The organism is Nonomuraea turkmeniaca (assembly GCF_005889735.1).
Taxonomy (GTDB): domain Bacteria; phylum Actinomycetota; class Actinomycetes; order Streptosporangiales; family Streptosporangiaceae; genus Nonomuraea; species Nonomuraea turkmeniaca.
Window position 1 is genome coordinate 1 of record NZ_VCKY01000012.1, and the last position, 22,659, is coordinate 22,659.

The 22,659-nt window shown below is 69.7% G+C and carries 20 protein-coding genes; 14 read left to right on the plus strand and 6 right to left on the minus strand.

What is annotated here, in order from left to right; translation table 11 throughout:
- Positions 1 to 1,861: hypothetical protein (locus ETD86_RS54850; RefSeq protein WP_170222893.1), on the plus strand; the 1,861-nt coding region annotated here is incomplete at its 5' end.
- 448 nt (positions 1,862 to 2,309) lie between these two features.
- Here the strand turns inward: ETD86_RS54850 and ETD86_RS54855 are convergent.
- A complete protein-coding gene (locus ETD86_RS54855) occupies positions 2,310 to 2,477 on the minus strand; it encodes a hypothetical protein (protein ID WP_170222894.1) in 168 nt (55 codons plus the stop codon).
- A 1-nt stretch (position 2,478) separates the two neighbouring features.
- Positions 2,479 to 2,904: an organic hydroperoxide resistance protein gene (locus tag ETD86_RS05280; RefSeq protein ID WP_138664956.1), complete on the minus strand. Its 426-nt coding sequence runs from the start codon at positions 2,902 to 2,904 to the stop codon at positions 2,479 to 2,481.
- A 409-nt stretch (positions 2,905 to 3,313) separates the two neighbouring features.
- On the opposite strand from ETD86_RS05280, the gene ETD86_RS05285 reads away from it, so the two are divergent.
- The 3 genes from ETD86_RS05285 to ETD86_RS05295 all read left to right on the plus strand — a co-directional run bounded on the left by ETD86_RS05285 (position 3,314) and on the right by ETD86_RS05295 (position 7,805).
- Entirely contained in the window at positions 3,314 to 4,714 is a 1,401-nt protein-coding gene (locus ETD86_RS05285; RefSeq protein WP_138664957.1) for a cellulose binding domain-containing protein, read from the plus strand.
- A 28-nt stretch (positions 4,715 to 4,742) separates the two neighbouring features.
- Positions 4,743 to 6,371: a PucR family transcriptional regulator gene (locus ETD86_RS05290; protein WP_246147656.1), complete on the plus strand. Its 1,629-nt coding sequence runs from the start codon at positions 4,743 to 4,745 to the stop codon at positions 6,369 to 6,371.
- A gap of 114 nt (positions 6,372 to 6,485) precedes the next feature.
- Positions 6,486 to 7,805, plus strand: a complete 1,320-nt coding sequence (locus ETD86_RS05295; protein WP_211369842.1) for a type III PLP-dependent enzyme domain-containing protein — start codon at positions 6,486 to 6,488, stop codon at positions 7,803 to 7,805.
- Between the two features lie 16 nt (positions 7,806 to 7,821).
- On the opposite strand, the gene ETD86_RS05300 is transcribed toward ETD86_RS05295, so the two are convergent.
- Positions 7,822 to 8,166, minus strand: coding sequence for a winged helix-turn-helix transcriptional regulator (locus ETD86_RS05300; protein WP_138664958.1), 345 nt, complete (start codon positions 8,164 to 8,166; stop codon positions 7,822 to 7,824).
- A gap of 85 nt (positions 8,167 to 8,251) precedes the next feature.
- On the opposite strand from ETD86_RS05300, the gene ETD86_RS05305 reads away from it, so the two are divergent.
- From ETD86_RS05305 to eno, 6 genes are all read left to right on the plus strand, one after another.
- Positions 8,252 to 9,127, plus strand: a complete 876-nt coding sequence (locus ETD86_RS05305) for an NAD(P)-dependent oxidoreductase (RefSeq protein WP_138664959.1) — start codon at positions 8,252 to 8,254, stop codon at positions 9,125 to 9,127.
- Positions 9,128 to 9,168: 41 nt separating this feature from the next.
- A complete protein-coding gene (locus ETD86_RS05310; RefSeq protein ID WP_138664960.1) occupies positions 9,169 to 9,747 on the plus strand; it encodes a GNAT family N-acetyltransferase in 579 nt (192 codons plus the stop codon).
- Positions 9,748 to 9,868: 121 nt separating this feature from the next.
- Positions 9,869 to 11,269 (plus strand): glycoside hydrolase family 28 protein, encoded by a 1,401-nt coding sequence (locus ETD86_RS05315; protein ID WP_138664961.1) that lies wholly within the window; start codon positions 9,869 to 9,871, stop codon positions 11,267 to 11,269.
- An 11-nt stretch (positions 11,270 to 11,280) separates the two neighbouring features.
- Positions 11,281 to 13,056, plus strand: a complete 1,776-nt coding sequence (locus ETD86_RS05320; RefSeq protein ID WP_211369845.1) for a hypothetical protein — start codon at positions 11,281 to 11,283, stop codon at positions 13,054 to 13,056.
- A gap of 54 nt (positions 13,057 to 13,110) precedes the next feature.
- The gene (locus ETD86_RS05325) at positions 13,111 to 14,241 is read left to right on the plus strand and encodes an amidohydrolase family protein (RefSeq protein ID WP_138664962.1); all 1,131 of its coding nucleotides are present in this window, start codon (positions 13,111 to 13,113) and stop codon (positions 14,239 to 14,241) included.
- A 132-nt stretch (positions 14,242 to 14,373) separates the two neighbouring features.
- Complete coding sequence (gene eno, locus ETD86_RS05330) at positions 14,374 to 15,624, plus strand: phosphopyruvate hydratase (RefSeq protein WP_425465614.1); 1,251 nt, start codon at positions 14,374 to 14,376, stop codon at positions 15,622 to 15,624.
- Positions 15,625 to 15,650: 26 nt separating this feature from the next.
- On the opposite strand, the gene ETD86_RS05335 is transcribed toward eno, so the two are convergent.
- Positions 15,651 to 16,121: a VOC family protein gene (locus ETD86_RS05335; RefSeq protein ID WP_138664963.1), complete on the minus strand. Its 471-nt coding sequence runs from the start codon at positions 16,119 to 16,121 to the stop codon at positions 15,651 to 15,653.
- 93 nt (positions 16,122 to 16,214) lie between these two features.
- The gene (locus tag ETD86_RS05340; protein WP_138664964.1) at positions 16,215 to 17,252 is read right to left on the minus strand and encodes an endo-1,4-beta-xylanase; all 1,038 of its coding nucleotides are present in this window, start codon (positions 17,250 to 17,252) and stop codon (positions 16,215 to 16,217) included.
- 190 nt (positions 17,253 to 17,442) lie between these two features.
- Between ETD86_RS05340 and ETD86_RS05345 the strand changes: the two genes are divergently transcribed.
- The 4 genes from ETD86_RS05345 to ETD86_RS05365 are packed head-to-tail and all read left to right on the plus strand — an operon-like array spanning position 17,443 to position 20,454.
- Positions 17,443 to 17,727 (plus strand): MerR family transcriptional regulator, encoded by a 285-nt coding sequence (locus tag ETD86_RS05345; RefSeq protein WP_138664965.1) that lies wholly within the window; start codon positions 17,443 to 17,445, stop codon positions 17,725 to 17,727.
- Positions 17,718 to 18,533 carry a prolyl oligopeptidase family serine peptidase gene (locus ETD86_RS05350; protein WP_138664966.1) on the plus strand — a complete coding sequence of 272 codons (816 nt, stop codon included), beginning with the start codon at positions 17,718 to 17,720 and terminating at the stop codon, positions 18,531 to 18,533. Before ETD86_RS05345 ends, ETD86_RS05350 begins: the two co-directional genes overlap by 10 nt.
- On the plus strand, positions 18,509 to 19,297 hold the full coding sequence (locus ETD86_RS56695) for a sigma-70 family RNA polymerase sigma factor (protein ID WP_211369848.1): 789 nt from the start codon (positions 18,509 to 18,511) through the stop codon (positions 19,295 to 19,297). Before ETD86_RS05350 ends, ETD86_RS56695 begins: the two co-directional genes overlap by 25 nt.
- Positions 19,294 to 20,454 (plus strand): CU044_5270 family protein, encoded by a 1,161-nt coding sequence (locus ETD86_RS05365; RefSeq protein WP_138664968.1) that lies wholly within the window; start codon positions 19,294 to 19,296, stop codon positions 20,452 to 20,454. Before ETD86_RS56695 ends, ETD86_RS05365 begins: the two co-directional genes overlap by 4 nt.
- Here ETD86_RS05365 and ETD86_RS05370 read toward each other — a convergent pair.
- The gene (locus tag ETD86_RS05370; protein ID WP_138664969.1) at positions 20,444 to 22,657 is read right to left on the minus strand and encodes a polysaccharide lyase 8 family protein; all 2,214 of its coding nucleotides are present in this window, start codon (positions 22,655 to 22,657) and stop codon (positions 20,444 to 20,446) included. The genes ETD86_RS05365 and ETD86_RS05370 overlap by 11 nt on opposite strands.
- Positions 22,658 to 22,659 lie beyond the last annotated feature (2 nt).

Here is a 22,659-nt window from a genome sequence, read left to right on the forward strand (position 1 = left end):
GTATAAGAGACAGGTCTCTGACCAGGACACGCAGGACGCCCAGCCCGCGGGCAGGACAGAGCCGTCAAAGCGCGGCATCGCCGGGCTGATCAACCGGTGGTTGGGGCCGACCGGGGCAGATCGACGTTCCCGCTACACCCTGGTGGCGGCCGGGCCCATCGCAGGGACGCGGTTCGTCCCTGACGGACGACACCAGGATCTGCAGGAACTGACGGTCGATGAAGTGCGGGCCGCCTTGGACACCCAGGCGCTGCCCGCAGACTTCGGCACCGACGTCAAGGGCTGGCGCTGGATCGATGCGAGCACTCTTGTCGTGGACACCGGCAACGGCATCCAGCACTTCCGCTTCGAGATCGGCGCGGTCGGGCGCAACCGTCTAGGCCGCACCCGGGTGGGCCAAGGCACCGAAACCGACCCGCATCTGGTACGGCTGACGCCCCGAGTGGCCCCCGACCAGGTGGCCAGACTTGTCATCCACGAACTCACCGACACCTTCCAACGCCGAGCCGCCCCGCAATCACGCGCTCGCCACCTGCAGCCCACCCTGACAGGCGGCCTCGACCAATGCGTCACCGCCCGCCACAACGAGTTCCGGCTCCTTACCCGCAAGCTGGCATCGGCCACCACAGATGCCGAACGCAACGCTCTCCAATCCGAGATCGACGGAATCCTGCACGAACTGAGCAGGCACGGGCACCCCTTACCCACCGATACGCGCAAGCCATCGGCCGTCCCCGCGGCGAGCGAGCGGCTCTCCGGCAAACCCGCTGAAAGTCCGGACCCGGCTGGCGCACGCATCGACCGGACATCGCCGGAAGGCTCACAGCCGGCCCGCCCGCTCGGCACGCACGGGGAAGAGCCTTCCGCACGTCCAGAGGACCGCTCCCTCTCCGACGTTGAGCGGCGGGTACAGAGGGTGGCCGACAAGTGGCGCCCGATCCTCCAGGAGAAGCTCGAGCAAGGCCTCGGTTCCACCTTCTCCAGGAAGCAACTGAGAAGCATCAGTGCCGAAATCGAGACAATAGAGGCAGATTATACAGAGAATGGAGTTGATTTTTCGTACATCCAGGTACAGGAGATTGTTGACGCGCTTCGCTCGGGTGAACCAGTTGTTGTAGTGATCGAGGGCTTTGGGCCATATCTTGTCGACTACAGCGGTCCCATAACCGACGAGAATGCGATACCAGCCGATCGCAGGGGCCTGACGCTCACGGGAACCGTGGTCATGTCGTTGCGCGAACGGGCGCCAGAGGCTGACATCAGAATCGCATCCTTGGGGGATGACTACAATGACACCAGTGAACACCATCCCGACGGCAGGCCGGACTTTCCGTTCACAGACGAGGCCAGATCCGAGTTCTGGGCCAGCATTATAGATCGGCTCAAGGATGCCGGCGCCATTCCGGCCGACGCAAGAGAAGGCGTGGATTTTCACCTGTTCCACGAGAGCCAGCTTACGCAAGAGGCGAATGAGCTGGTCGCCCGCCTCGAGGTGGCCGGCCTCATCCAGCGCAACGGTGATCGAATTCACTTTGTTAATCCAGATTTCACGAATCCACTCTTCCATAAATTCGGTCTGCGCACACCGAACAAGTGGCTCTGCGTCGCATTGGACGCCGCGCATCTCCAGGCGCTCCTCGGCGAGATTCGAGCGGGATACACGGGGGATCCAGAGAGTCTGCGCATCATAAAAATTGTCGCGTTGCCACACTACATGAAGGCGCAACAGGGTCAGCTCAGAGAGATACTGAACGTGCTCGGCGGGGAGATGAACATCGAGTATCACAACATCTTTTACGATCCAGAAGGCGACTTGGCGGCAATGGCCGACACAGTCGCGAAGAAGTTCAGGGTGCAGTGACGCTGCATGGGAGTGCTCGTCATTATCATGAATGGCGCCGCACCTTCGAACACGAAACCAGGGAGAGCGCTACGTCACGCGGACCGACTGGAGCGCCAAGGTCTCCGCGCTCCCGGACCCCCTCACGCGGGACCGGGCAGCCGGCCCCTGGGCTGTGACCCTGAAGCGCCTTCTGCAGACACCGTGACAGCCGACGCGGCTCGGGACTTTGTCCGGTGTGCCGGCAAGACGCGTTCGGTTCTTGCGGCCGGCACACCGTGGTCCCACGTCGAGCGTCGCTCCCACGGAGATCAATGGCAGAGGACATCGCCAGGCTGCGGTGACCGGCCTGATGACATCCGCTCAGAACACCTGGGCCAGGCACCCTAGGGCGATGGCCGCCACAATCGCGGCTACGGCCAGCGCTCTCACGGATTTGGGAATGCGCATCACGATGCCCCTCCAGATTTCATAGGCAGTACCGCACGAGCCATTCGTCCGCGTCGTAGGCCCGCTGCGCGGGGTCCGGCGGGGTGGCGGCTCGCTCTTCGACCGTGTCCTCGAGCCGGACCCGCTCGGGCAGCCGACTGAAGCGGGCACGCCGAGTGGTCTCGGCGGCGTCCTGTGCCGGTCGCACCTCAGGCGGCTTTCGCGTTGATGGTGACCGGGATGTTGCCGCGGGTCGCCTTGGAGTACGGGCAGATCTGGTGGGCCGCGATGCCGAGCTCGTCGGCCGTCTGCTGGTCCACGCCTCCGAGCTCCAGGTTGAGCACGGCGCTGAGGCCGAACTCGCCGTCGTCGCCGTGGTGCAGGGTCACCTCCGCCGTGATTTCCGTGCTCTTCAGCGTGATCTTGCGCGTTGCCGCCGCCCTTCTGACAGCGCCGAGAAAACAGGAGCCCCAGCCTGCGGCGAACAACTGCTCGGGGTTGGTGGCCCCGCCCGCTCCCCCGAACTCCTTCGGGATGGCGAGCGTGGTGTCGAGGAGGCCGTCGTCGGCCTGGACCCGGCCTCCGTTCCGGCCCTCCCCCGTGACGGTGACGACCCCGGTGTAACTGGCAGCCATGGCTTTTCCCTTCTCGGCAGGCGGAAATACGGCGGGAACGCGCGATGCGTCACCGGTTCAACTGGTGACGATACTGGCAAGCCCGTGCGTCACCTGTCAAGATGGTGATGCATCGAGGAGGCGGCGCGGGAGGTGGCCGGCGGCCCAGTGAGGGCGACGGTGCGCCGCCGCACCCCAAGGCTGCGCCGCGAGGAAGTGGCGCAGCCGGCGTTCATGAGCGCGGAGGAGGTCGCTCCCGGAAACTCGCCACACCAGCCTTGCCGTGCTCATTACCGGGTTCAGGACTAAAGGTGTGATGGTCACCGACGTGGGCGGACATATATCTGGCGCTATGGCGGCGCCCTCATCTTGAGAGGTTTTCCGGGCGCACTCGCGAACCCGTCTCCGGCCGCCGCAGGTTGAGGAGGAGATGATGGCGCGGTTCCTGGCCCGCAGGATGGTCACCTACGTGGTGATCGTCACAGCCGCCATCCGTCTCGCGTGCCTGCTCACCACCGACGCCCAGCAGACCGTGCGCCTCCAATACAGGAACAGCTCTCCCGGCCCCACCACGGCCCAGGCCGAGCCCTCGTTTCAGCTCTTCAACGACGGTGCCGCCGCGATCCCGCTCAACGAGCTCACGATCCGCTATTACCTGACCGGCTCGGAGACCTACCGGTTCTCCTGCTCCTGGGCGATGGTGGGCTGCACCACCGTCACCGGCCAGTTCGTCCGCCAGGCGGGCGATGACCAGTACCTGGAGCTCGGCTTCACTGGCGGCACCCTCAACCCCGGCGCCACCAGCGGCGACATACAACTTCGCCTCTCCCGAGCCGACGGGCGGATTTTCACCCAGTCCGACGACCACTCCTACGGCGTGCAGAGCTCCTATGCCAATTGGGACAAGGTCGCCGTCTACGTACAAGGGAGGCTCGTTTGGGGCACGCCTGGCCGTACGGACACACCAACCCCGCAGGGCGCCGCCGCTGAGCTCTTTGACGACTTCTCCTACGCCGGTTCCTCCGACCCTCTGCTCGCCCTGCGCGGCTGGACCGTGCGCTCCGGTTCCGGCCGCCCGGGTGTGCGCGGCGCGACCTGGTCGCCGTCGGCGGTCAGCTTCCCCGACGGGCTGCTGACGCTCGACTCCTCCACGGACGGCACCGCCTCCGGCACCGTGCAAACCTCCCTGTTGACCGCGAATCACAAGTTCCACGAAGGCACCTACGCGGCCAGAGTCCGCTTCAGCGACACCCCCACCAGCGGGGCCGACGGCGAACACGTCGTCCAGACGTTCTTCACCATCGCCCCCTCGGGGGGAGACATGGACCCCGACTACTGCGAGCTGGACTTCGAGTACCTGCCCAACGGCGGCTGGGACGAGCCGGGCACCGTCCTGAACGCCACGACCTGGGAGACCTACCGGGCCTATCCGTGGCAGGCGGTGAACGCCCAAACCACAGAGCGGGCGAGCTTCGAAGGCTGGCACGACCTGGTCATCCAGGTCTCCGGCGAACGCGTGAAGTACTACGTGGACGGCCGTCTCTTTGCCGACCACGGCGACATCCACTACCCGGAGCAGCCCATGCGTATCCAGTTCAACCAGTGGTTCATCGACCTGAGCGGCGCTTCGACCACGCGCACCTACCGGCAACAGGTGGACTGGATCTACCACATCAAGGACCAGGTGGTCTCTCCCGCCGCCGTGCAACTAGGGGTCGCCGCCTTCCGCGCTGCGGGCACCGCCTTCATCGACACCGTCCCCGCTCCGCCCTCCGGCGTACAGCCGAGCGTCGAAGCCGGCCAGGACCTCGCCCCGTCGCCGCCGCGCTGACCAGGAGAGCGCGCATAAGCTCGACGGGGTGAAGTGGGTCAGCCTGCGCGAACTGCTCGCCTTCGACGAGGGCGGCATCCTTCGTCTGCTCCTCGCGCCGCTCGGCCAGGACATGCGCATCGACGGCATCGTCATCGGCGCCGAAGGGCCCGCCAAGTCGTACCAGGACCGGATCGTGCTGGCCGCCGGGCTTGAGGAGCCCGGGATCGTGATCCGCGAGGCGGCCGGGCGAGGCGCGGCCGCCGTGATCGTGCGCGGGCCGGCCGAGGAGGCACTCGTGGTCGCCGAGCAGTACGGCGTCGCGCTGCTGGCCCGCGCCGAGTGGGCCGACTGGGACGACGTGGCCACGCTGCTGCGGTCGGCCCTCGCGTACGCCGAGGCCGGACGGGGCGATCGGATGGCCGACGTGACGGCCGGAGGCGGCCTGGCGGCCCTTGCGTCGGTGGTCGCCGAGTTCACCGGAGGATCCATCACCATCGAGGACACCCAGTTCCGGGTCCTCGCCCACTCGGCCACCGGCCCCGAGGCGGACGAGCTGCGCCGCTCGACCATCCTCGGCGGCCGGGTGCCCGACTGGCGGGTCGACGAGATGCGGCGCAGCGGGCTGCTGCGCGCGCTCTGGTCGTCCAGCGAGGTGATCCACCGGCCCGCCGAGGGCGACACCCCGGAGCGACTGATCATCGCGATCCGCAGCGGGCGCGAGATGCTCGGCTCCATCTGGGCCGCCGCGGACGACCGCAGCCTCACCCCGAACGCCGCGAGCGCGCTGAGCCGGGCCGCCGAGGTGGCCGTGCCGTACCTCGTCCAGCACCGGATGCGGGAGAGCGCGGCGCGCCGGAGGGAGGAGCACGCGCTTCGTGTGCTGCTGTCCGGCGACGGCGACATGAGCACGCACGCCTGGTCGCTCGGCCTGTCACCCGACCTGCGCTGCGCCGTGGTCGTCGCCGAACTGGACGGCCCGCCGGGACCGGGCGCCGACCGGCTCATGGGCGCCCTGGCGCTGCAGGCCGCCTCCTACCGTTCGGAGGTGCGCGTGCTGCGCGAACTGGGCCGCGTCACCGCTCTGCTGCCGATTCCGCATCCGGCCGAGGGCCGGGACGCCGCCGACGTCCGCGACCCGGGCCCGCGGGAGGCCGCCGCGCTGGCCCGCGAGCTGGACACGCTGGCACGGGAGCTGGCCGCGCACTCGCGCGAGACGGCCGGGCGGGGCGGCTCGACGCCGGATCCGGGGCCGGTATGGGTGGGCGCCGGGTCGCCGGTGCCGTCCCCGCTGCGCGCGGCGGCGTCGCGGGAAGAGGCGGGGCTGGTGGTGCGGCTGCTGCGCCGGCGTGGCGCGGCGACCCGCTGGGCGCTCGCCACCGACCTCGGTCCCGGCCTGGACGTCCTGCGCGTCCTCGACGCCGTCCGCCCGATCTGGGAGCGCGGCGGCGGGCCCATCCACGAGCTGATCGCGAACGGGGGCGATCTGGTCGGGTCGATCGCCGCCTACCTCGACGCGGGCGGGGACGTCACCACGGCCGCACGCCGGCTGGTCCTGCACCCGAACACGCTGCGCTACCGGCTGCGCAGGGCGCGCGAGCGGTTCGGGGTCGACCTCGACGACCCGGACACCCGGCTGCTGATCACTCTGGCCGTCCGGCTGGTGAGAAAGCCTTAGCCGATCGGCCAAAATCGGGGAGCCTCTTTGGCCGGACAGCTGGAGACTCAGGCCCCGTCCATGCCTGAATCTCGTATGCGGCCTTCCGAAACTCCCCCTTGGAGCCTGGACGTGATGCAGAGCAGGGTCGCCGACGTCGTCCGCCACGCCGTGGACGTGGGTGCACTGGGCGCCGACCACCCGGTCGCCGGATTCATCGACACCGACGGGGTCCGCGATTCCGTCGCGGACCTGCACGAGGCGTTCGGCCCCGGTGTGCTGCACACGTTCGCGGCCAAGGCCGCGTCGCTGATCCCCGTGCTGCGGCTGCTGGCCACCGAGGGCATGGGCTGCGAGGTCGCCAGCTCAGGCGAGCTGCGGATCGCCCTCGACGCGGGGTTCGACCCCGCGACGATCGTGTTCGACTCCCCGGCGAAGACCCGCGAGGAGCTGGCCCAGGCCCTCGCGCTCGGCGTCGCCGTCAACGCCGACAACCTCGACGAGCTGCGCCGCATCGACGTCCTGCGCCCCGACGGCTGCGCCTCGGTCGTCGGGCTGCGGGTGAACCCGCAGGTCGGTTCGGGGTCCATCGGCGCGATGAGCACCGCGACCGCGACCTCGAAGTTCGGCGTCGCGCTGCGCGACCCGGGGGCCCGCGAAGCGGTCGTGCGCGCGTTCGCCACGCGGCCCTGGCTGACCCGGCTGCACGCGCACGTCGGCTCCCAGGGCTGCCCGCTCGACCTGATCGCCGCCGGGATCGCCGAAACGTACCGGCTGGCCGAGGAGATCAACGCGACGCTGGGCCGCCGCCAGGTCACGAGCCTCGACATCGGCGGCGGGCTGCCCGTCAACTTCGCCGGCGACGAGGTCACCCCGGCGTTCGCCGACTACGTGGCCGCGCTGCGCGCCGCCGTGCCGGACCTCTTCGACGGCCGGTACGCGCTGGTCACCGAGTTCGGGCGGGCGCTGCTGGCCAAGAACGGCTTCATCGGCGCGCTGGTCGAGTACACCAAGGAGGCCGGCGGCAGGCGCATCGCGATCACCCATGCGGGCGCGCACGTCGCCACCCGGACCGTGTTCATGCCGGACGCCTGGCCGCTGCGTGTCGGCGCCTATGACGCCAAGGGGCGCCCGAAGCAGGGCCCGGCGCTCGCGCAGGATGTCGCCGGGCCCTGCTGCTTCGCCGGGGACGTGGTCGCCCACGGCCGTGAGCTGCCCGAGCTCGAGGAGGGCGACGTCGTCGTGCTGCACGACACGGGCGCCTACTACTTCTCGACTCCGTGGGCGTACAACAGCCTGCCCTACCCGGCCGTCCAGGGCTTCACGATCACGGAGGAAGGAGTACGGCTGGCGCTGATCCGCGAGGCCCAGACGCTCGACGAGATCGCGGCCTCCAGCGGCCTGGCCCACGCCGGCGCCCTCGTCACCGGCGCCTTCGCACGGACCGCCTGCTGAGCGCGCCCGCGGCTGATCACTTGACCTGGTCCCAGGGAATGGACTCGATGCGGTCCAGGTGCTCTTCGCCCCACTCGCCGAGCGGTGCCATCGCGGTGTTGAGGGTGCGGCCGAAGTCGGTGAGCGAGTACTCCACCTTCGGCGGCACCTGACGGTAGACCTCGCGGTGCACCAGACCGGCCGTCTCCATCTCCCGGAGCTGCAGGATCAGCACCCGCTCGCTGATGCCGGGCACTGCGCGCCGCAACTCGCCGAAGCGCAGCGGCCCGTCCTGGAGGGCGAACAGGATCAGGCCCTTCCACTTGCCTCCCATGACGGCGATGGCGGCGTCGAGTCCGCAGGTGAAGGCCCGTGTCTTCATTGAAGCCTCACTTACCTCTCTGTCAGTACCCGACAAAATTATCGGTACTTGATCATATGTCAGTAATTCCTTCAAAGTACGAACCATGACACCTGTGACGATCATTGGATCGGGCTCGATGGGGACGGCGCTGGCCGAGGCGTTCCTCAAGGCCGGACACCCGACCACCGTGTGGAACCGAACCCCTGCCAGGGCAACCCCCCTCGCCGCCAAGGGCGCGAGCCACGCCGAGGCCGTCGAGAACGCGGTGGCGGCGAGCCCCCTGGTCATCGCCTGCCTGACCGGTTACGACGCCACCCGGCAGGCTTTGGGACCGGCCGCGGCGGCGCTGACCGGGCGCGCCTTGGTCACCCTGAACAGCGGCTCCCCGGCCGGCGCGCGCGAGATGGCCTCCTGGGCGGTCGGGCAGGGAGCCCGGTGCCTCGACGGGGCGATCAAGAACGTGCCCTCGGCGGTGGGAGCGCCGGACACGTTGCTGTACTACGGCGGCGACCCGAGGGTCTTCGCGGAGCACCTGGCGACGTTGCGGGTCATGGGCGGCGACACCGTGCATCTCGGCGTGGAGCCGGACCTCGCCAAGCTGTACGAGATGGCGGTGGGCGCCACCCTGCTGCCGGCGCTCGTCGGCTTCTTCCAGGGCGCCGCCGCCGTCCAGGCCCGCGGGTTGGAGGTGAGCAGCATGGTGCGGTTCTCCGCCAAGTGGCTGGAGATGATCATCTCTCTGCTGCCCGGCTACGCCCGGGAGATCGACAGCGGCGCCTATTCCGACCCCGAAGCCAGCGTCAACCTCTTCCTGGCCGGCATCCCGTACGACGAGGACCTCGGCAGGGAGGCGAACATCGACGTCTCGTGGCAGGCCCCGCTTCATGACCTGCTGAAGCGGGCCGTGGCGGCCGGTCACGGCGAGCACAGCATCTCGGCCCTCACCGAGCTGCTCAAGAAGCCGGAACGGGCGGCATAACGGCTCGCCGCAGGGGTGGATCGAGCGCAAGAATGCGTCCCATGCCTCAGGCGATACTGCGAACTGACCGCATCGAGCTCATCCCCCTGTCCGACGAGCACCTCGAGCACGAGATCGAACTCGACGCCGACCCCGAGGTCATGCGTTACCTCGGCAACGGCCGGGCCCGCAGCCGCGCGGACGTCGAGGCACTCCATCCCCAGCGGCTGGCGGTCGCGAGCCGCGTGGCGGGACTCGGCTTCTGGGCCGGTTTCGTCGACGGGCAGTTCGTCGGCTGGTGGATCCTGGAGCCGCCGGAGCGCGCCGACCAGGGCCCGGTCGAAGGACAGGCCGAGCTCGGGTACCGCCTGCTGCGTCGCCACTGGCGCAAGGGGTTGGCCGGCGAGGGGGCCCGCGAGCTCATTCGACACGGATTCGAAGATCTCGGGTTGACGCGCATCTTCGCCGAGACCATGGCGGTCAACACCGCCTCCCGCGCAACGATGGCCGCGGTCGGCATGGAGCACATCCGTACCTTCCACATGGACTGGGAAGATCCGCTCCCCGGCAGTCACCTTGGCGAAGTCGAGTACGCGATCACTCGCGAGCAATGGCTCGCCCGCCGAACGACCAAAGCGTGAGTTGTCACTCCTGGCACCGCGGGCCTGGCGCTCGCAATTAACTTCGTAAGGATTTGAATTCCGGCACGGCGCGATTTACGCTCACAGAGATCCGATGTCTCCACACCCCCGGTGGTGGCCCATGCACTCTCGACGATCTCTACTGACAGCCGGCGGAGCTCTCGCAGCCGCCACGATCCTTCCAGGAACCGCGTCGGCGCAGGCCGAAGCCCGATCATCGGATCCATGGCACAAGGTGCCGCACATTCTGAAGAAGATCCGGCCTCCCCGGTTCCCGCGGCGAAGATGGGATGTCACCACTTTCGGTGCCGTGGGCGACGGGACGACCGACTGCACGGCCGCGTTCAAGGCGGCCATCAGCGAGTGCCACCGCAACGGTGGCGGGCGGGTCGTGGTCCCGCCGGGGCGTTTCCTCACCGGTGCCGTTCACCTGCTCAGCAACGTCGAGTTACACGTGTCCGAGGGCGGCGTGATCGCCTTCAGCCCCGACCCGAACGCGTACCTGCCGGTCGTCTTCACCCGGTGGGAAGGCACGGAGTGCTACAACTACAGCCCCTTCGTGTACGCCCACGGCCAGCGGAACATCGCGGTCACGGGCAAGGGCACGCTGGACGGCCAGGCCAGGCAGGGGCCATGGGAGAGCTGGTACGCCAACAGCGGGCCCCAGGGCGCCGACCAGCGGGCGCTGCGGAAGATGGGCGACGACGGCGTGCCGGTCGAGCAGCGCGTGTTCGGAGCAGGGCACTACTTGCGGCCAGCCATGGTCCAGTTCGTGAAATGTCAGAACATCCTGGTCAGCGAGGTCACGATCCTCGAGCCGCCCATGTGGACCGTCAACCCGGTCCTGTGCACGAACGTCACCGTACGCGACATCACCGTCGTCAGCACGCTCTACAACACCGACGGCTGCGACCCCGAGGCGTCGTCGTACGTGCACATCCACGGCTGCCGGTTCAACACCAACGACGACTGCGTGGCGGTCAAGTCCGGGCGTGACGCCGACGGCCGCAGGGTAGGCGTGCCCAGCGAGAACATCGTCGTCCAGGACTGTCACTTCTCCGGCCGCTGGGGCGGCATCACGGTCGGCAGCGAGATGTCCGGCGGCGTCCGCGACGTCTTCGCCGAACGGTGCGTGATCAACTCGCCGGACTTCCCCGGCAACTACCCGGTGAAGTATCCCGTCTACATCAAGGCCAGCAAGAAGCGCGGCGCCTTCATCGAAGGTGTCCACGTGCGCGACTTCACCGGCCAGAACGTGGACCGCGAGGTCGTCTTCGTCAACATGGCCTACAACAGCAACGAGGGCGGCACGGAGCCGGTGTCCGTCCGCGACATCCGGATGACGCGGACCGAGATCGACGGCGCCGACGCCGTGCTCAATCTGGTCGGCCTGGAGACGGACCATCTGGTCGGGGTGCACCTGGAGAAGTGCGCGTTCACGAACGTCGCGGGACCGAACAAGATCGCCTTCACCGACGACCTGACCCTGCGGAAGGTGTTCGTGAACGGGGTGGAGCAATGAGGCGCGTGTCCATGGCGTCACTCCGTGGGGCGACGGCACTCCCTCGCCTCTTCGCCGTCCTGATCCTGCTGGCGACGGCCGGAGTGGCGATGCCCGGCGCGCGGGCCGAGGCCGGTCAGGTGCGCGGATGGACGATCCTGTCCGACAGCGACGCCGGGGCCGACGCCGTCATCGCCGCCGCGAAGCCGTACCGGATCAACCATCTGCAGCTGAGCCACGAGATCGTGCACGACCTGCGCGAAGTGCGGGAGCCCGCCAAGCAGGCGCAGGCCAACCGGCTCACCAAGGCGGCCCACGACGCCGGGATCGCCGAGGTGGCGATCTGGGACCACTCGCTCTACGACCTGGACTACTACCCCGCCGAGTTCCGCACCGGGCCCGGCGGCACGATCGACCTGGACGATCCGGCCTTCTGGGAGTGGTTCAAGCAGGACTACCGGGAGATGCTCCATCTGGTGCCGGACATCGACTCCGTGATCCTGACGTTCATCGAGACCGGGGCACGGGTGGAGCGGCAACACTCGGCGAAGCTCACCACGGCCGAGCAGAAGCTGGCCTATCTGGTCGACCAGGTCGCCGAGGTCATCGTCGACGAACGGGGGCTCGGGCTCTACCTGCGGACCTTCGGCTACTTCCCGGAGGAGATGGAGCGGACGATCGGCGCGATCGCGCTGGTCCGCAACCCGCATGTCAAGGTGATGGCCAAGGCCACGCCGCACGACTTCTTCCTCACCCACCCCAACGACTCCACGATCTCGCGGATCGACCGCCCCGTGCTCGTCGAGTACGACGCGGCCGGCGAGTACAACGGCCAGGGGAAGATCGCGAACGCGTGGCCGGAGGAGCACGTCCAACGGCTGCGTCACTACCAGACGCTGCCGAACGTGATCGGCTACGTGGCCAGGACCGACCGCTACGACGAGTCCCGCATCATCGGCACGCCCACCGAGATCAACCTGTACGCGCTGGCCCGGGCCACGGAGGATCCCCGGGTGAGTGTGGAGACGATCTACCACGAGTTCGCGGCCAGGACGTACGGGCCGCGGGCCGCGCGGGACGTCGCCTCGGCGCTGTCGAAGTCGTACGAGATCGTCACCTCGGTGCTCTACAGCCTGGGCACGAACACCGCGAACCACTCCCGGCTCGACTACGAGCCGTACTGTTCGAGCTATCACCGCAGCGTGGCGGGCAAGTGGATCGACCCGCCCGTCACCTATGTGCGTCATGGCGTGAACAAGCGCTTCCACTTCTGGATCGACGTGGTCGACCATCTGTCGCCGGCCGCCTGCAAGACCGACCCCACGCTGGCCAGGGAGGCGCAGTACGTGCTGGACAGGGGCTGGGTGACCATGGGCGACCACATGACGCCCAAGTACCTGGAGTACGTGCTCACGGAGAAGGATCATGGGGTGCGGGTGGCGGAGAGCGCGCTGCGGGACGTCGTCAAGGCCGGGCGAGACCTGAAGCCGGAGCACTTCGAGCAGCTCAAGGCGTACTTCGAGCGGACGGTGCTGACCGCCAGGCTGCACCGGGCGGTCGCGGCGGCGTACTTCGGATACCGGATCTACGTGCGCGACGAGCAGCAGCGGACGACGAAAATGAAGCGGCTCATCTGGGACGGGCTCGACGACGCCCAGCGCGTCGCCGAACAGATCCGGACCTATCCGGTGCCGGCGGCCGGTGGCGAGTGGGACTGGGTCAGGGACGCGGCCGAGGCCGCCAAATACCATGACCGCATCTCCCAGGGCTGGGACCGCTACGGCGGCATCGCGGTCCCGCGCCCCTGAGATTGAGTAAGGCGTACTCAGGCGTTCCCGCCGCGGCCCTGGGACGGTGGCGGCATGCTCGCGTTACGTGCTCGCCGTCTCTTCGACGGCCGGGAAATGCACCACGACCGCGTGGTGATCGTCGAGAACGGGCGCGTCGCCGACGTCACCGGCGACGCGCCCGCCACGGTCGACCTGGGTGATGCCACGCTGCTGTCCGGACTGATCGACTGCCACGTCCACCTGGCCTTCGACGCCGGACTCGACGTCGTGGGCACGCTGGAGCAGCCAGGGCTCGCCGACCGCATGCGGTCGGCGGCGCGGCAACACCTGGCGGCCGGCGTGACCACGGTGCGCGACCTGGGCGATCGGGACTATCTGGCGCTACGGCTCGACCTCGGTCTCGACGGCCCGGAGATCCTCTCCGCCGGGCCGCCGATCACCACGCCCAAGGGGCACTGCTGGTTCCTGGGCGGTGCGGCGGCAGGCGAACAAGGGGTACGCGAGGCCGTGCGGGAGCGGGCGGCGCGGGGCGTACACGTGATCAAGATGATGGTGACGGGCGGCGAGATGACCGCCGGCACCCACTCGCACCTGCTCCAGTACGGCCTCGCCGAGCTGAAGGCGGCGGCCGACGAGGCGCACGCGCACGGCCTGCCGATCACCGGGCACGCCCACTGCGCGGAGGGGATCTCGCACGCGCTGGAGGCCGGCTTCGACTCGATCGAGCACTGCTCGTTCTTCACCGAGGACTCCTTCGAAGTGGACTACGGGCTGATCGCCCGGCTGGCCGCCGCCGACGTCGTCGTGTCCCTCACGGCGGGGATGGCGCCGAGCCCGGTGCCGCCACCACCGCGTATCCAGCAGCGGATCGCGGGCATGATGGCGGCGGTGCAGGCTTTCTACGCCGCCGGGGTGGACTTCGTCATCGGGACCGACGCGGGGATCGGGCCGCCCAAGCCGCACGGGGTGCTGCCGTACGGAGCGGAGATGCTGGTCGAGCAGGGGTACGCGGCCATCGACGTGCTGAGGGCGAGCACGTCGGTCGCGGCCCGGGCCTGCCGGGTGGACGAGCGCAAGGGCATGATCGCGCCCGGGTTCGACGCCGACCTGCTGGCCGTGGCGGGCGACCCGCTGACCGACATCACCGCGCTGCGGCGCCCCCTGGCCGTCTACCGGATGGGACGTCTCGTCACGGCGCCCTGACCGGTCGCCGGCTGGAATAAAGGATGATTTGCCCTATATACGCGCACACGACCATGACAACGTCGAAGACGACCCGTGATGTACCCATCAGGAGGAGTCGTGTGCGCGTTCCACATCATCGACCTGGGCGCCATGCAGATCCTGGACTCGCGCGGCCGCCCCACCCTGTCGGTCACGCTCACCCTGGCCGGCGGCGCGACCGGCTGGGCCGGCGTGCCCTCCGGCCTGTCCACCGGCACGAAGGAAGCCGTCGAGCTGCGTGACGGTGACATGAGCCGGTACGGCGGCGCGGGCGTGTCCCGGGCGGCGGCCCTCGTCACCGGCTCGATCTTCCACCGGCTCAAGGGCCGGCCGTGGCATTCGCTGGCGGACGTGGACCAGGCCCTGATCGAGCTGGACGGCACCGCGGCCAAGAGCAGGCTCGGCGGCAACGCCACCGTGGGCGTCTCGATGGCCACCGCGCGGGCCGTGGCCGCCTCCCAGGGGCAGCAGCTGTGGGAGTTCCTCAGCCCGTACACCGTGCGGCCGCGGCTGCCGGTGCCGCATTTCAACCTCGTCAGCGGCGGAATGCTCGCCTCCAACCAGCTCGACTTCCAGGAATTCATGATCGCCCCGATCGGGGCGCCTTCCATGGCGGAGGCCGTACGGGCCGGGGCCGAGATCTACGCCGTGCTGCGGAGGAATCTGGCCGCGGCAGGGCGGCCGACGGGTCAGGGCGACGACGGCGGTTTCGCGCCCGACTTCACGCACCCGCGCGAAGTGCTGGCCGCGCTGGTGGAGGCGATCGACGACGCCGGCTATACCCCCGCCCGCGACCAGGTGGCCATCGCGCTGGACCCGGCCGCCTCCCGCTTCCGCCGCGCCGACGGCGCGTACCAGGTGGCCGGCGAGCGCCTGTCCAGCCTGGAGCTGATCGAGCTGTACGCGGAGCTCGCCGCCGACTACCCGATCTGGAGCATCGAGGACGGCCTGGCCGAGGATGACACGGGAGGCTGGCGGCAGCTGACCGACCGGCTCGGCGAGCGGCTGCAACTGGTCGGTGACGACGTGTTCGTCACGAACCCCGCCATCATCGAGCAGGGCATCACCGCGGGGATCGCCAACGCCGCGCTCATCAAGGTCGACCAGGTCGGCACCGTCACAGAGACGCTGCAGGCCATGGAGGTGTGCCGCAAGCACGAGTACGCGCGGATGGTCTCCCACCGCTCCGGCGAGACCGTGGACGACTTCATCGCCGAGCTGGCGGTGGCCGGCGGGTGCGGGCAGGTCAAGTCGGGTGCGCCGGCGCGTGGCGAGCGGGTGATCAAGTACAACCGGTTACTGCACATCGCCTCGCAGCGGCCCGACCTGCCGTACGGGCTGGCCGAACCGGGTGGCCGATGAGATACTCAGCGGCCACCCGAGGACCGTCAGCCCTTGGCGGCCTCCTCCAGGCTCCGGACGTCGATCTTCTGCATGCCGAGCATCGCCTGCATGGCACGCTGCGCCGTGGCCGGGTCGGGGTCGCTCAGCAGCTCCGTCAGCCGGCGCGGGATGATCTGCCAGGACAGGCCCCACCTGTCCTTCAGCCAGCCGCACTGCGACTCCTCGCCGCCGTCGGTGAGCTTGGCCCACAGTTCGTCGACCTCCTCCTGCGACTCGCAGTCGACGTAGAGGGAGATCGACTCGTTGAACGTGAACTGCGGGCCGCCGTTCAACGCGATGAACCGCTGGCCGGAGAGCTCGAACGTGACGACCATCGCCGTGCCCGCCGGGCCCGGCGCACCCTCGGGGTAGCGCTGGACCTCCAGGATGCGGGAGTCGGCGAACAGCGTGGTGTAGAACTGCGCGGCCTCCTCGGCCTGGTTGTCGAACCAGAGGTACGTGGTGATCTTCTGCATGACGCGATCCCTTTCACTGGCGAAATCGTCTTCTCACTGATCGCGTCGAACGTGCCCACGCCGGATCGACACGGCGGCCGGAAATCTTTTGAGCTATGCCTTTTTGACCCCCAGTAGGGCGTGGTAGGCGGGCTTGGGCGCCAGGTTCTCGTCGAGCAGGCAGGCCGCGCCCTCGCCCTCGAACCAGCCGGGCACCCACGAGTGCCGGTCGGTGAAGCCCCAGACGGTGAACTCGCGGCAGGCCTTGACGCTGAGGCAGTCGGTCAGCGCCCGCTGGTAGTACTCGGCCTGGGTGGTCAGCTTCTCGGGCGTCACCGGCAGCACCATGCGCACGTCCATCTCGGTGACCGCGACCTCCAGGCCCAGGTCGGCGAAGCGGCGCATGACGTTCGCCCAGTCGCCGGGGTAGTCGTACTGGATGCCGAGGTGGCCCTGGAAGCCGATGCCGTGGATCGGGACGCCCTGCGCCTGCAGGTCCTTGACGATCGAGAGCGTGGTCTCGATCTTGGGGACGTTCCATTCCAGGTTGTAGTCGTTGATGTAGAGCTTGGCGTGCGGGTCCGCGCGGTGGGCCCAGCGGAAGACGTCGGCGATGTAGCCGGGGCCGAGGTGGGTCAGCCAGATGCTCTGCCGCATCGTGCCGTCGTCGTTGACCACCTCGTTGACCACATCCCAGGCCCTGATCTTGCCCTTGTAGCGGCGCGCCTGGGTGGTGACGTGGTCACGCAGGATGTTCCTGAGCTCGGCGGCGTCGATGGTGCCGTTCTCGACGCCGGTCGTCAGCCACGCCGGCAGCTGGTTGTGCCAGACCAGGGTGTGGCCGCGCACCTTCTGGTTGTTGCGGCGGGCGTTGTCGACCAGCGCGTCGGCGTCGGCCCAGGTGAAGACGCCCCGTTCCGGCTCGACCGACTCCCACTTCATCGCGTTCTCCGCGGTGACGTGGGTGAACTCGCGGTTCAGCACCTTGCGGTAGTCGGCCTCGTCGCGCAGGGAGGCGATGTCGACGGCACTGCCGATCCTGATGCCGGTCTGGTGCGCGAGATCGCGCAAGTCACGCGGCGTACGGTGATCGGCGTGAGCGGGGAGCGGGATGGCGGCGACGAGCGCCAAGGCGATGATCAGGGACTTCACCGAAGACCTCCGAAAGTTTCGGGGGCGTAACGATATGTTTCGCCGGTGGCCGGGAACTTAGGCGCTGCGGGCCTCTTCGTCAAGGGCCTTGAACCTCCCGTGGCGGGAGGTCCTACGGTCGGAGCGTGAGCACGAGCGACGGCGGCGAGCGCCGGTGGACCATCGGGGAGCTGGCCAAGGCAGGACCGGGGTGACCATCAGGACGCTCTACCACTACGACGAGATCGGCCTGGTCGGGGCCGGTGAGCGGACGGCCGCGGGCCACCGCCGCTACACCGAGGCGGACCTGCGGCGGCTCTACCGGGTGCGGGCGCTGCGCGGGCTCGGCCTGTCCCTGGACGAGATCGCCGAGGTGCTCAAGGAGCCGTCCGACGACCTCACGGCGCTCCGTGGCCTGCTCGGCGCGCAACTCGCCGCTGGGAGTGGCCGGAGTTCATCACCGACGCCGCGCATCTCTACAAGGGCGTGCTGGTAGGCGACGCCTACGTGGCCGTCACCACGCACGGCGCACCACGCGGCCGCCTGGTCCGCATCCCCCTCGACAGTCCCGGCGACCCCGGCGCCTGGACCGAGCTGGTGCCCGGCGGCGACGTCGTGCTCACCGGCGTGACGCTGGCCGGCGACCGGCTCGTGCTGGGCGAGCTGGTGGACACAGTCTCCCGCATCCGGATCCTGGACCTGGACGGCGCGGAGCTCGGGGAGGTGCCGGTGCCGGGCGCGGGCTCGGTCAGCTCCGTCGCCCAGGGCGTGGTCGCGCTCGGCGTGATGGACCAGGTCGTGGGCTGCGAGGACGCCATCACCTTCGGCTACACCTCGTACACGCAGTCGCCGACCGTCTACCACTACGCGCTGGCGTCAGGGGAGCTGACGGCCCTGCAGGGCGCCGGGCACACCCTGCCCGGGCTGGTCACCTCCCGTGTGTGGGCCACGTCGAAGGACGGCACGCGCATCCCCTGCACGCTGGTGCACCGCGCCGACCTGGACCGCACCCGGCCACAGCCCACGCTGATCCACGGGTACGGCGGCTTCAACGTCGCCGAGCTGGCCTCGTACCTGGGGCCGCTGGCCGCGTTCGTCGAGGCGGGCGGCATCTACGCGCACGCCCACCTGCGTGGCGGCGGCGAGTTCGGCCTGGAGTGGTGGGACGGCGGGCGGCTGCACAACAAGCAGAACACCTTCGACGACCTGTACGCCATCGCCGAGCAGCTGATCGCCGACGGGGTCACGGTGCCCGAGCGGCTGAGCCGCTGGCGGCGATGGGAGCCAAGGAGGGCGCGCTGATCCTCGACCTGGTCAGCGACCTGAAGGCACGCGGCGAGGTGTCCATCGTGATCATCGCGCACAACTACGCCCAGATCCTGGAGGTGTGCGACCGGGTCAACCTGCTGCAACACGGCACGATCACGTCGACAAGCCCACCGCGGAGACCTCGCTGCAGGAGCTCACCGACCTGGTGGTGCGGGAGTATCGGGAATCGCGGACGAGAAAACCGGAGTGATGCGGTAATCGGAGAGCGTCCGGAGGGACTACTGGGTGTGGACGATCCCGAAGAACGATTCACCGACCTCTACGACCGGCATTATCGCCGCGTGCTGGGCTACGCCCTGCTGCGGGCCGAGCGTGACGTGGCCGAGGACGTTTCCAGCGAGACGTTCCTCGTGGCATGGCGGCGGCTCCACGAGCTGCCGGAGTCGCCGCTGCCATGGCTGCTCGGGGTGGCCCGCAACCTGCTGGCCAAGCAGCGCGACTCGCGCCACCGGCGGCAGGCGCTCGTCGACCGCATAGCGGCACTCCACCGGGAACAGGCCGGGGGCGACGTCGCCGAGCACGTCATCGACAGGGAGACCGCCCTGGCCGCACTGTCGGCCCTGCCCGAGCAGGACGTGGAGGCGATGGTGTTCGCCACCTGGTACGGCCTGCCGCCCGAGCAGGCCGCCGCCGTCATGGGCTGTTCGGTCCGCACGTACAACGTCAGGCTGCACCGCGCGCGTAAACGCCTGGGTCAGGCGCTCCGCGTGGAATACCCGTCCCGGAGGATGGCATGACCGACCGCATGTTCGCCGAGCTCAAGCCGGCGGCACTCGATGAGCTCACCGAGGAGGCGTACCGGCGGCGCCGCTCGGCCGACCTGGCCCGCGCGTTCGCGAGCCCGCGCCCCGCCCCGCGTCGCCGTTCGCGACGTCCGTTCCTGCTGCTGGCGGGCACGGTGGCGGCCGGACTCACCGCGGCGGCCACCGTGGTGGCGCTCTCCGGCGAGAGCGCGGCCCCCCGCCCGCCGACGCCCACGCCACTCGCCGCCCAGCCGGTGAGCCCCCGCTCGTTCCTGCTGGCCGCGGCCACGACGGCGATGCGCGAACCGGCCACGTCGGGCCGCTACTGGTACGTGCGCGAGCGCACGTCCTACCGGGTCCAGAGCCTGCCGAGCGACTACCAGGCCAAGATCAAAGCCCTGGTGCAGGAGCAGAAGCGGACCGAGGAACGGCTCAAGGGCGACTCCGACGGGCTGGCCGCCGCGAAGAAGGAGTTCGAGCGGAAGGTCACGGAGCTGAAGATGGCCGAACTGCCGTACCTGGCTTTCGCGGCCGACACGCGCGAGTCCTGGCGCGCCATGAAGCAGGGCGAGCCCGGACGCACCGTGAGCAACCAGGACGTGGCGGTCACGTTCGGCTCGCCGGCGGACGAGGCGGCGTGGCAGGCGGCGGGCTCGCCCAAGCTGGTGGACGAGGAGGCCAGGACCCGCGTGGACGACACCGAGCGGGTCCTGTCGATCGACAACCCGAGCCTGACCCTCCAGAACCTGTCCGCGCTGCCGGGCGCCAAGGACACGCTGAAGCGGAAACTGGATGCGCTGTGGCAGAGCAGCCCCAACACCGCGAACGCCGACAAGAACGGCTACCTGTGGCAGACCGCTGTCGATCTGATGACAGCGCCGCTCCAGCCCGGCACCCGATCGGCCCTGTTCGAGGCGCTGGCCGACCAGCCGGGCATCACCTCACAGGGACAGGCCACCGACACGCTGGGGCGCACGGGGGTCGCCCTCTCCGCGCCCACGGCGCACACGATCACCGTCCGGCTGATCATCGACAGCGAGACGGCCGAGTTGCTGCAGTACGAGATGTGGGACAGAGAGCGGCCGATGTTGAAGGTGACGCTGGAGCAGATGGGCTGGAGCGACACGCTCGGCGAGCGGCCTAAGGGCTGAGCCGCACGGTGACCGTGATGGAGGCGCCCTCCCGCGCGGCGAGCCGCCGGAACGTGAAGGTGGAGCCGGTGCGGAGGGCGTCACCGCCCAGCATCCCGGCTACCGGCCGGGACCAGGTCACGGTCAGCTCGTCCAGGGCGCACCGGGGATCCGACACGGTGAGCGTGGCCGTGCCGTCGCCGTGCTCGCGGGCCAGGACCGCGCACGGGGCGGAGGCGGCCAGGTCGCCGACGGCTCCGGCGGTCCAGAAGTTCGCCGCCGTGAGCCCCAGCGAAGGGACGTGGACGGCCTGCAGGCGGGTGGAGTTGGCCATCACGCGGAACCGGCCGGGGTCGGCGGCCCTGGCGCGCGTCTCCGCCCGGCTCGCGCCCGGCAGCAGCGTGTAGACGTAGCCGGCCGAGCGGGGATCCACGCCGTGGTCCAGCCAGAGCGTCACGTAGTCGCGGCTCGCCCCGCCGCCGGTACGGCGTTCGCGCAGCGTGCGCAGCGGCCCCTGGACCACGTAGCCGCCGTGGCCGTCCAGGTGGGCCCAGCCCGGCTCGACGGCGAGCGGGGCGTCGGTCCTGCGGTTGTCCACGATCGTCTCGACCCGTGTTCCGTCCGCGCAGGTGATGCCCGCTCCCAGGCAGACGACGGCGTCGTCGAGGAAGAACCACGACTTGAACGCCTCCATCGTGCTCTCCAGCCCGGACAGGTGCTGCCCGACGGCCGCGTATTCACCGTCCGTGGCCCCGCCCACCCATCGCCAGGGCGTGCACGTGTCACCCCAGCCCTCGCCCGCCCCGTCGGGCAGCCGCCGGGTGGAGACGGTCGTGCCGGGCAGGCGGTAGGGGTCCACGGTCGGCCAGAACGCGTCGGAGTACTGCTCGCCGTGGCCGCCGGCCCACCAGTAGAGCATCCCCGAGCCGGTGTGCCAGCCGCGCAGGTTCTCGCCGTTGCCGTGCTCGTAGTGGCCGATCCGGTGGGAGGCCATGCTGAGCGCCGCGCACCAACCCGGCCTGCGGTGTACGGCCCTGGCACTCATCGGCAGCAGCCGGTGCCCGACCGGCTCGGGCGCGGCGAGCACGGAAGCGTCCGCCATGATCGCCGCCAGGCGGGCGTGGACGGCCGACTCGGCGTGCTCCAGCATCGGCCGGTACGTGTTCCGCACCGCCCAGCCCTTCACCATGGCGTGCCAGCGGGCCCGTGTGCCGGCCGGGGCCACGTCGCCGAGCAGCAGGATCGCCGCCGCGATCTCGTGACCCTTCTCGTGGTCGCCGAAGGGCCGCCGGCCGACGCCGCGCCCGCGTACCAGGTCCATGCAGGCCCCGTCGCGCACGAACGGCGCGAACGACCGGTCCACCGCGTCGAACACGACCGGGTCCGCGACCTCCCACGGCGAGCCGCGCAGCACCGCGAACATCGTGGTCAGCCCCGACAGCAGGGTCACGCCATAGGCGCCCTGGTAGGGAACGTAGGTGTGCTGGATGAACGACCCGTCCCGGTAGAACCCATCGCCTTCGCTGACGTAGCGGAACACCGGCGACAACGCGGACACCGCCAGATCCGCCTTGCCCGGGTCGGACCTGAGCATGGCCCGCAACAACATCACCAGGCACAGGTCCACACGGTTGGCCGCGGTGCTGGTGCCGCGGTAGGCGCCGAGGCGACGTTCAGGGACGAAGTGGTCCACGGCGTCCCGCAATGCCAGGCTCGGCCGCTCGTCCAGGTGCGGTCCGATGAGCACGGCCGCGTCGAGCAGCGCCTTCGGCACGCCGATCTGCCAGTGCCACCAGTTGCCGGCCGGGTCGGCGCCGGCCGCGTAAACGTGCCGCCGGTAGTGGTCCACCCCGGCGGCGACGGCCGCGGCGAGGCCCGCGTCGCCGGTCAGGCCGGTGCCGTCCAGCACGTACGCGTGCGCCATCGTCCGCAACCGCCGCGGCGTCGCCACGAAGGACGGGAACGCCTGGTCGGGCCAGAGGTGCGTGCGCGCCGGGGCCATCGTGTCGCGGTATCGGGCGGCTCTCCCGCCCAGCTCGGCCAGCCTGCTCCGGTACGGCTCGGCGGCCGGGTCGTAGCCGGAGCCCGCGCTGATCTCCCGCCATCGGCGGCGTAATCGCAGGAACGAGTCGTCTGGCGTGTGCCCGGCCTCCGCCTGGGCCAGCGCCCCGAGCATCCCTGCCGCGGCCACACCGCCCAGCCGGAGGAACCATCGCCGGTACACGC

Excerpts from the sequence above, each read along its gene's own strand:
- ETD86_RS05285 (WP_138664957.1), top strand. The coding sequence starts at position 3,314 with ATGATGGCGCGGTTCCTGGCCCGCAGGATGGTCACCTACGTGGTGATC.
- ETD86_RS05295 (WP_211369842.1), top strand. The coding sequence starts at position 6,486 with ATGCAGAGCAGGGTCGCCGACGTCGTCCGCCACGCCGTGGACGTGGGT.
- ETD86_RS56695 (WP_211369848.1), top strand. The coding sequence starts at position 18,509 with ATGGGAGCCAAGGAGGGCGCGCTGATCCTCGACCTGGTCAGCGACCTG.
- ETD86_RS05305 (WP_138664959.1), top strand. The coding sequence starts at position 8,252 with ATGACACCTGTGACGATCATTGGATCGGGCTCGATGGGGACGGCGCTG.
- ETD86_RS05335 (WP_138664963.1), bottom strand. The coding sequence starts at position 16,121 with ATGCAGAAGATCACCACGTACCTCTGGTTCGACAACCAGGCCGAGGAG.
- ETD86_RS05310 (WP_138664960.1), top strand. The coding sequence starts at position 9,169 with ATGCCTCAGGCGATACTGCGAACTGACCGCATCGAGCTCATCCCCCTG.
- ETD86_RS05315 (WP_138664961.1), top strand. The coding sequence starts at position 9,869 with ATGCACTCTCGACGATCTCTACTGACAGCCGGCGGAGCTCTCGCAGCC.
- ETD86_RS05300 (WP_138664958.1), bottom strand. The coding sequence starts at position 8,166 with ATGAAGACACGGGCCTTCACCTGCGGACTCGACGCCGCCATCGCCGTC.
- ETD86_RS05280 (WP_138664956.1), bottom strand. The coding sequence starts at position 2,904 with ATGGCTGCCAGTTACACCGGGGTCGTCACCGTCACGGGGGAGGGCCGG.
- ETD86_RS05365 (WP_138664968.1), top strand. The coding sequence starts at position 19,294 with ATGACCGACCGCATGTTCGCCGAGCTCAAGCCGGCGGCACTCGATGAG.
- ETD86_RS05320 (WP_211369845.1), top strand. The coding sequence starts at position 11,281 with ATGGCGTCACTCCGTGGGGCGACGGCACTCCCTCGCCTCTTCGCCGTC.
- eno (WP_425465614.1), top strand. The coding sequence starts at position 14,374 with ATGCAGATCCTGGACTCGCGCGGCCGCCCCACCCTGTCGGTCACGCTC.
- ETD86_RS05325 (WP_138664962.1), top strand. The coding sequence starts at position 13,111 with ATGCTCGCGTTACGTGCTCGCCGTCTCTTCGACGGCCGGGAAATGCAC.